Here is a 9,322-nt window from a genome sequence, read left to right as displayed (position 1 = left end):
GCAGCAGATGCAGTGTCTACAACAACAGTAGAAGCGTTAACAGTTGCAGCAGATGCAGTTACTGCTGGTGCAGAAGCTTCAACAGTGGTAGTAGTAGTTGATGAAGCAACTGTAGTTGAAGCAGTTGTAGAGGCAGCAGCTGGTGCAGCTTCTTCTTTTTTGCTACATGCAGTCATAGCTAAAGATGCAGCAACTAAACTCGATACAGCGATTAATTTAACGTTCATTACGTGTTCTCCTAAAGAAAATAACCCCGTATTCACTCGACGATACTCTAAATAAACGGTTTATTTAGAATTAAAGACACACGGGACATGAAACTGGCAATATTGTAGCGGAAACTTAGTCAAGATAGAATAACTTTCGCATAAAAAAATATAATAAATCTGATAAAAGGTTGTAACAAAATAACACCGCAATCACAAATACAACTTTTTAGATTTATTGATATCGCACGAGAAAGATATCTTTTTTAGCTTTTCGCGGAAAATGACGTATTATACGCATAAAAATATGGCAAAGATATCTTTATTTTTGTAAATTTACAAATTTTTTTTGTTTTAGCGGTCTATTGGATATAGTTAAAAAATAATTTTTTATGGTGATAATTGCTTAATCTTAATAAGATTTCTAAGGCTTTGATGGGTAGATAAGTTACATTAGTTGCATATTATTAGGGTTTATTTTCAAAAATCTGTATAAAACTACGATTTCACACAGTAATTTTTAGGCAAAATGCTACAATGCCAAAATGAGCATATTATAAAAGCAAGACAATATTTAAGGAGGTATTGGTATGAAGTGGGAAGATCGTGGCGGTAGTTCAAATGTACTGGTCAGCGGCGGTAAAGCTGTGGGCGGCGGTATCGGTAGTATTATCATTGGGTTGATTTTGTGGCTGGTATTTGGTATGAACCCTATGACTGCCATGCAAACAGGTTCTGCAATCACAGGTGGAAATAGTAGCGGTCAACAAACCCTTGACCAGCAAACCGCTGACCGTGACCAAAAATTTGCCTCAGTGGTATTAAAAGACACGGAAGAAGTTTGGGGTCAAATTTTTAGTGAAAACAATATGCAATACCAACAGCCTAAGTTGGTGTTATTTAATGGCATGGTACGCTCGGGTTGTGGTAACGCTTCTTCAGCGACAGGACCTTTCTATTGCCCTGCTGACCAACGCGTCTATCTTGATACCAGTTTTTTCCAAGAAATGCGCCAAAAATTGGGGATTACAGGTGACCAAAATGGCTCAGGTGATGCACAAAACCAAGGTAAAGCAGGTGACTTTGCACAGGCTTATGTGATTGCTCACGAAGTGGGTCACCATGTACAAAATCAATTAGGTATTAGTCAAAAAGTGGATGAAGCCAGTCGCCGTGCTACTGAAGCACAAGCCAACAATTTATCAGTGCGTCAAGAGCTACAAGCGGACTGTTTCGCCGGTGTTTGGGCAAACCGTAACCAACAACGTGTTCAATTCTTAGAGCAAGGCGATATTGAAGAAGCGATTAATGCGGCGGAGCAAATCGGTGATGACCGTTTGGCCCAAGCCAGTGGTCGTGCCGCTGTCCCTGATAGCTTTACTCATGGTACCAGTCAACAACGTATGACGTGGTTTTCACGCGGTTTAAAATCGGGTGATATCAACCAATGCGATACTTTTAGTGGCGCAATTTAAGTAGCGGTGCGATTTAAGCCCAAAGGACGCCAATAAAAAAGACACCAACAAAAAGCTCAACACTAGGTTGAGCTTTTTTATTTTTATAAGTCAGCTAATTAAAACGATTAGGAGTTAACACAATTAAGATTTATCTTTACGCGTCATTTGCTCAAAGAATTCATCATTGGTTTTTGAGTCTTTAAGTTTTTCTAGCAAAAATTCCGTGGCTTGTAGTTCATCCATGGGGTGTAGCAGTTTGCGCAGAATCCATACTTTGCGTAGCATCGCTTCATCCATCAACCGCTCTTCGCGGCGAGTGCCCGATTTTTTGATATTGATGGCAGGGAATACCCGTTTTTCGGCAATGTCACGCTCAAGGGTAATTTCTTGGTTACCTGTCCCCTTAAACTCCTCATAAATTACCTTATCCATGGTACTGCCTGTGTCAATCAAAGCGGTTGAAATAATGGTCAAGCTACCGCCTTCTTCGACATTACGTGCGGCACCAAAAAAGCGTTTTGGGCGTTCTAGGGCATTGGCATCCACCCCACCCGTCAATACTTTACCCGATGAGGGCAATACAGTATTGTAAGCGCGGGCAAGGCGTGTGATGGAGTCAAGTAAAATCACCACGTCTTGTTTGTGCTCAACCAAGCGTTTGGCTTTTTCAATCACCATTTCGGCGACTTGTACATGACGGGTTGGCGGCTCATCAAAGGTCGATGCGACCACTTCACCACGCACCGTACGCTGCATCTCGGTCACTTCTTCAGGACGCTCGTCAATGAGCAGCACGATGAGATAACATTCTGGGTTATTTTTGGTGATGGATTGCGCAATAGATTGTAGCAGTACGGTTTTACCCGCTTTTGGTGGAGCGACGATAATCGAGCGTTGTCCTTTACCAATCGGGGCAATCAAGTCAATGATACGGCCGGTTAAGTCTTCTGTGGTACCATTACCAAGTTCTAGGCGAAGCTGCTGGGTGGGGAAAAGTGGGGTTAAATTTTCAAAAATCAGTTTGTGGCGAGAGCGGTCTGGGGTGTCGAAGTTGATTTCGTTGACTTTTAATAGGGCAAAATAGCGCTCGGAATCCTTGGGTGGGCGAATCGTCCCTGCGATTGAGTCACCCGTCTTGAGATTGAAACGGCGAATTTGGCTCGGACTCACATAGATATCATCGGGACCTGCTAGATAAGAGCCTTCCGACGATCGTAAAAAACCAAAGCCATCGGGCAAAATCTCAAGCACGCCATCCCCATAGATAGCTTCACCGTTTCGGGCATGGGTTTTTAAAATAGCAAAAATGATATCTTGTTTGCGACTACGGGCCATGTTTTCTAGACCCATTTGCTCGCTAATCAACAACAATTCAGCAATCGATTTTTTTTTGAGTTCAGTCAAATTCATAGGTAAATCATCAATAACTAATTTTGAACCACCTCAAAACGTGAGTCGAGTAAAGGCGCTGCATCGTTTTAAGACAGTAGGGGGTGAAGAGAATATAAAGAGAAAAACTAGAAACGTTTGAAATGATTAACTAAGCGTTGCAAACAGACAATACCGAATACTGGTAAATGCCTGCTAACGTGACGTTAAGCATATCGATAAGATAGTTATTTTGTGAAACACACTATACGACTTGACATATTCGTTTGTCAATGTATCGACATAAAAAACCGCGATTTTTTTACTCACAAGTATCAAAATCGCGGCGAATCTCATTGGTAACTATCAAAAAAGACACCGTTACCAATATAAAAATTCAATTTAACCTATTAATCTACCATAGCGATTATAGGTGTTTATTGATAAGGGCAGTCAATTGGGCTTTTGGTTGCATACCCATAGTGGCATCCACTTTTTCACCGTTTTTAAACACAAATAAGGTAGGGATGCTACGGATACCATATTGTGCGGCTAGGTTTGGATTTTGGTCAACGTCGATTTTAACGATTCGCGCTTTACCCTCGTATTCCGAAGAAAGCTCGTCTAATACAGGGGCGATGGCTTTACATGGACCACACCAAGTTGCCCAAAAATCGACCAATACTGGGGTATCTGATTGTAGTACTGCTTTTTCAAAAGTACCTTCATCGGCATGAATAACTGAAGACATAGTAACTCCTACGTGTTGATGTTGTTAACTGTTAGGTTTTGGATTACGGTTAAGTAATGACCCAAACCCTTGTTTTTGCCCAGTGCTTGTTTTTGCCTAATAAAAAAATCTTAATATTGGATACAATCAAACAGTGATAGAAACAATGATAGGATAATGAAATCTATTAAACAGACACCCAAAGGCAAATTAATTTATAGTGATTATTATGATAGGGTCATCTTAGCATAACACAACCCCAAAACAGGGTATGGCTATGGTTAATTGTTTTGATAGTTATGATAAGAAACATTAATGGCATCTAATTAATTGTATCTAAATGATTGTAACGATAGAATTTTTTAGAAAATATTACAGTCAATTCTTTTTACCGATGGACAGGCATGGGAGGAGGCAAAAATGGCAGTTGCAATAAAATGGCTTTTACTCAAGGGTGAAAATGCGTAAAATGGTGTTTAATCGAATTATTGACTTTAACCGACACTAAGTGAAATATGCCTGACTTACTTGCTAACAACGAACTTATGGCCGCCATTGATATTGGCTCAAATAGCTTTCATCTTGCCATCGCGCGGTTAGACCATGGGGAAGTACGAAAATTAGCATCAATGTCAGAAAAAGTGCAGCTTGCCGCTGGACTTGATGAAAACAACTATTTGTCGCTTGAGGCACAAAAACGCGGGCTGGATTGTTTGACCCGTTTTGTTGGAAGACTAGACGCTGTTTCCCCACAGCGGTTGCGGATTGTGGCTACCAATGCGCTGCGCCAAGCCAAGAATGCGGATGAATTTATTCGACAAGCCAATTTAATTTTACCCAAACCCTTAGAAGTCATTGCTGGGCGAGAAGAAGCGCGTCTAATTTATTTGGGAGTTTCTCATACCAATGCCAGTACCGACAAACGCTTGGTGATTGATATTGGGGGTGGTTCGACGGAGTTTATTATTGGTAAAGGCTTCGACCCAATTTTGACTGAAAGCCTACAGATGGGCTGTGTTGCCTTTACCAAATCCTATTTTACTGACGGCGCTATCACCGAAAAAGCGTTTGAAAAAGCGATTGCTGCGGCGAGAAAAGAAGTGCTTGGCATTAGCCGTTTGTACCAAAAAACGGGTTGGGACAGTGTCACGGGCTCAAGCGGCACGATTAAAGCGGTCAATCAAATTTTGCTGCAACTTGGGCTTGCCGATGAAAATGCTCGGGTAACCTACAGCGGTGTCAAAGAAATTCAAAAATTACTGATTAAAGCAAAACATATCGACAATATTGATTTTGCCGATATTAAAGACACTCGTAAAGCAGTGCTGCCGGCTGGTGTCGCGGTGCTGCTCGCAGCGATGAATGTTTTGGGCATTGATACCATCTCTTATTCAGATGGTGCGCTGCGCGAAGGCGTCATGTACGATATGCTCGGGCGTTTTGCCAGTGAAGATGTGCGCGATCGCAGTGTACAAGCCTTGATGACGCGTTATTCGGTGGATAGAAAACAAGCAAAACGTGTGGTAGGTACCGCGCAGCAGCTGTTTGACCAAGTGAAAAACCGCTTGGGGCTTGATGAAGAAGACGCGGATTTACTTCGCCGTGGTGCCTATTTATATGAAATTGGTCTTGCCATCAGCCATAGTAGCTATCACAGGCACAGTGCCTATTTGCTGGAAAATTCGGATATTGATGGGTTCTCACAAGTCGATAAAACACGCTTGTCGCAGCTAGTGATGCATCATCGCCGTAAATTAAAACCTGATAGTTATGATGAAGTCAAAATGGTCGGCGGTGACAATCTGGTGTATTTAACCCTGATTTTACGCCTAGCGGTACTGGTGCATCACAGCCGTAGCAAACATGATACGCTACCGATTCAGCTAGCGGCTAAAGATAACCATACTTGGGAAGTTTCGGTAAATTTAGCCGATGATAACGCAAGTCTTGTGCTATCAGATTTGCAAGATGAAATTGATATTTGGCAAAAGTGGGGCATGAGCTTATCCGTTGCCACTTATGAGCCAGCTATTGGGTAAGTAAATAGTTAGATAAACAGCTAAGTAAATAGCTAAGCAAATTTTTAAATTTTAAATTAAGAGCTTAGGTCTGTCATACGATATTAAGATGACAACAGTCGCAATAAAACAAGGGAATAACGACAATGAGTGTCTGGGAAAAAGTACAGCTTGCACGTCATGCAAAACGACCATTATTTTTGGATTATGCCAACCAGCTGTTCACGGAATTTGATGTGCTGCAAGGGGATCGCGCGTATGCCGATGACAAAGCGATTTTGGGGGGCATGGCGATGTTTAACGACCAGCCTGTCATGCTGATTGGTCAACATCGCGGTCGCAGCACCCGTGAGCGTATTGAGTACAATTTTGGTATGGCAAACCCAGAAGGCTACCGCAAAGTAGTTAGACTGGTGCAAATGGCAGAACGGTTTAAATTGCCGGTGTTGACCTTTATTGATACCCAAGGCGCATATCCTGGCGTAGGTGCAGAAGAGCGTGGTCAAGCGCAAGCGATTGCCCAAAGTATTGCGGTATTTTCATCCTTGAATGTGCCTGTGATTGCCACGGTAATCGGTGAAGGGGGTTCAGGCGGTGCATTGGCGATTGGCGTCGCTGATCGTATCAATATGCTAGAAAACAGCATTTATTCCGTGATTTCGCCTGAAGGTTGTGCGTCGATTCTATGGAAAACGGCTGAAAAAGCGCCCCAAGCCAGTGAGGCATTGAAACTCAGTGCGGTAAATTTAAAATCCCTTGGCTTGATTGATGAAGTCATCGCAGAAGGCGAGGGCGCGCATATTAACAGCGATGTGGCTATGACCAACCTTAAAGCCACACTTGAGCAACAGCTAGCGGTGCTTATAAAGCTTGATGAGCAAACGCGTCTGCAACAACGCTATGAAAAACTGATGAGCTTTAATTCTACGGTGTCCTTACCAAAAGCCTCTGCTTGATTGTCAGTGATTTAACCTATTTTAATTTTCAATGATCCATGGGCGTTTATTGAGGCGCCCATCATTTTATCCCATTTGTTTTATCCGCTTGTTTTTCTCTTGCCGCATGAGCTTGAGCACTATGTCGTCTATTCCTATGTCACCTGTCATTGAAGCGATTAAACAAAGTTATCAAACCCATATCAACCCGCGCCCCAAGGTAGCCACTAAAATTTATATTGCGTGCAGTGGCGGGCGAGACTCGATGGCATTACTGTTCGCCTGTCAGCAGCTACAACTACCGATTCATGTGATTCATATCAATCATAAATTGCAAAAAATCAGTGATGACTGGCAACAATTCGTAGAAGCCTATTGCCACAAGCACCACATCGACTATGACAGCGTTTGTATCGATTGGCAATCGCAGCAAGTTTATGCCGCCGATAGTACAATCAGCCAAGAACAACAAGCCAACGAACAACAAATCGGCACACAACAAGCAAATGAACAACAAGCCAGAACCGCTCGCTATCGTGCCATCATACAGATTGCAGGCGAAAACGCTATTGTTGCCTTGGCCCATCACGCCAACGATCAGGTGGAAACCTTGTTGATGAACCTATGCCAAGGGACAGGGTTGGCAGGGCTTACAGGTATGACGGCATTTGGGGTGCAACACGAATTTGGCAAACCTATTTGGTTATGGCGTCCGTTGCTTGGGGTAACGCGTGATGAGATTAGCGACTTTATAGCAGCGCACCATCTCCCTCATGTCGATGATCCTACCAATTTTGGCGTAACTAATCAGCGCGCTTTTTTACGTAATCAGATTTTGCCACTCCTTGATGAGCGCTTTCATAAAGTAGTGCAAAATATCACCCGCACCCAGCAAAACCTAACCGAAGCGCATCACATAGTTGATGACCAATATCAACAAGATTTGGCGCTATGTCAGTGGTCAAATGGCTGGACAAGTCATCAGCAATGTTTGCATATCCCCAATCTAAAATCATTGAGCCAAGCGAGACGCTTTAACCTATTGCATCATTGGGTCAAAGGCTCACAAAAATTTGCCCCCACTCGGCAATTGATTATACAAATTGAGCAGTTACTACAATCAGCGCAAACAGACCAGCAAGCGATTTTGCAGTGGCAGGGGATTGAAATTAGAAAATACCGCGATACGTTATACCGTCTTGATGCCGATTATGTAAAGGCGATTCATAGCAAGTCAGATAACAGGGTATTAGCCAATTTGACTGCCGATGTGGGATTATCTGAGGAATTATCTGTGGGGCTATCTCTAGAATTGGTGCTTGCTAGCAGAGCCGTGTTGCCCAATGAGTCTTTTCAATTATTGTCACAATCTTTTCACCAATCGTTTAAAAAACTGTGCCAACGATTTGATATTCCTAGCTGGGAGCGACAATTTGCCAAAGTGGTCATCATGAATGACGACGAAGAAAAGGTGCTCACGGCATCTCAAACACCGCCACGGTTCGCTTTATTATTGCCGAATATCAGTGTTTGGCTGGCAGATGCCGGTGAGCTGAATTTAGCTACCCAAGCGCCTTGTCCGTGGCACTTGGTTTGGATAGACAGCCTGATGAGTGAATCTCATTGATTGAGACTGTCATGGACTAAGACTGTCATAAACTGAGACTATCAAACCAGCAATAATCCCTTGAATTTGCGCCATGTACACCAATTTACGCTGTAAATTTGTCATCAAAATTTGCAGTGGGTATGGTAGACTTATTTGCGAATAATAGCGAGGGCGAACACTTTAACTACTTTCTTCTAACTGCTTTCGTCACCCCACAAAAAATGATTACAAAGGACATCTATGGCAACCACAACTTCTCTTAATATCGCTTTTATTGGTGGCGGTAATATGGCATCGGCGCTAATCGCAGGGCTATTAGCAAAAGGTCAGCCAAGTAGCCTACTGCATGTGGTTGAAACCGATGCCGAGAAGTTAGCGGATTTTGAGGCCCAAGGGTTAAATACTTACAATGCGAGCAATATCGACGATACCAAGCACGCCATCGAAAAAGCTGATGTGGTCGTGCTCGCCGTCAAACCGCAGGTCATTAAAGATGTGCTACTGCCAGTCAAAGACAGCTGGGGCGAGCAAGTGGTTATTTCAATTGCCGCAGGGATTGGTACCGATAGTTTAGCCGAATGGTTGGGGCCGCAAGTCAAGCTAGTGCGGGCGATGCCAAATACCCCTGCGATGATTCAAATGGGTGCCACAGGCTTGTACGCGACAGCCAGGGTTAGCGAGGCGGAGCAGCAACTTGCGCAGCAAGTGATGTCTGCGGCAGGACTGGTGTTATGGGTCGATGACGAAGACCTACTGCACGCCGTGACCGCTATCTCAGGGTCAGCGCCTGCGTATTTCTTTTATATGTTAGAGAACATGATTGCCACGGGTGAAAAATTGGGGCTGACCCAAACCCAAGCAACGGCTTTGGCAATGCAAACGGCATTGGGCTCAGCGCAAATGGCATTGACCAGTCATGATACGCCAGCTGACCTGCGTCGCAAAGTGACCTCGCCCAATGGGACTACCCAAGCGGCAATTGAAGTGATGGATGCCAAA

Annotated in this window: 8 protein-coding genes; 6 read left to right on the top strand and 2 right to left on the bottom strand. The window is 43.5% G+C overall.

Going from position 1 to position 9,322, the window contains the following annotated elements:
* On the top strand, nucleotides 1-282 hold a 282-nt coding region (locus RTR63_RS08130; RefSeq protein WP_312523649.1), incomplete at its 5' end, for a hypothetical protein.
* Nucleotides 283-796: 514 nt separating this feature from the next.
* Nucleotides 797-1,681 (top strand): KPN_02809 family neutral zinc metallopeptidase, encoded by an 885-nt coding sequence (ypfJ, locus tag RTR63_RS08125; RefSeq protein WP_060994527.1) that lies wholly within the window; start codon nucleotides 797-799, stop codon nucleotides 1,679-1,681.
* A gap of 123 nt (nucleotides 1,682-1,804) precedes the next feature.
* Here ypfJ and rho read toward each other — a convergent pair whose 3' ends face one another.
* Together rho and trxA are read right to left on the bottom strand one after the other, a co-directional pair.
* A complete protein-coding gene (rho, locus tag RTR63_RS08120; protein WP_060994528.1) occupies nucleotides 1,805-3,073 on the bottom strand; it encodes a transcription termination factor Rho in 1,269 nt (422 codons plus the stop codon).
* 385 nt (nucleotides 3,074-3,458) lie between these two features.
* Nucleotides 3,459-3,782, bottom strand: coding sequence for a thioredoxin (gene trxA, locus RTR63_RS08115; RefSeq protein ID WP_144918732.1), 324 nt, complete (start codon nucleotides 3,780-3,782; stop codon nucleotides 3,459-3,461).
* A gap of 494 nt (nucleotides 3,783-4,276) precedes the next feature.
* Here trxA and RTR63_RS08110 point away from each other — a divergent pair, with 494 nt between their 5' ends.
* The 4 genes from RTR63_RS08110 to proC form a co-directional block, all read left to right on the top strand.
* Complete coding sequence (locus RTR63_RS08110; RefSeq protein WP_096489379.1) at nucleotides 4,277-5,800, top strand: Ppx/GppA phosphatase family protein; 1,524 nt, start codon at nucleotides 4,277-4,279, stop codon at nucleotides 5,798-5,800.
* Between the two features lie 125 nt (nucleotides 5,801-5,925).
* A complete protein-coding gene (locus RTR63_RS08105; protein WP_062332163.1) occupies nucleotides 5,926-6,735 on the top strand; it encodes an acetyl-CoA carboxylase carboxyltransferase subunit alpha in 810 nt (269 codons plus the stop codon).
* A gap of 121 nt (nucleotides 6,736-6,856) precedes the next feature.
* The gene (gene tilS, locus RTR63_RS08100; RefSeq protein WP_312523645.1) at nucleotides 6,857-8,341 is read left to right on the top strand and encodes a tRNA lysidine(34) synthetase TilS; all 1,485 of its coding nucleotides are present in this window, start codon (nucleotides 6,857-6,859) and stop codon (nucleotides 8,339-8,341) included.
* Nucleotides 8,342-8,563: 222 nt separating this feature from the next.
* The coding region (gene proC / locus RTR63_RS08095) for a pyrroline-5-carboxylate reductase (RefSeq protein ID WP_312523643.1) at nucleotides 8,564-9,322 on the top strand (759 nt) is incomplete at its 3' end.

The sequence above is a fragment of the Moraxella sp. CTOTU47724 genome, assembly GCF_032014955.1.
In the GTDB taxonomy this organism is placed as follows: Bacteria; Pseudomonadota; Gammaproteobacteria; order Pseudomonadales; family Moraxellaceae; genus Faucicola; species Faucicola tetraodonis.
Note: the sequence above shows the minus strand (reverse complement) of the source record. Positions and strands in the feature narration are given on the sequence as shown.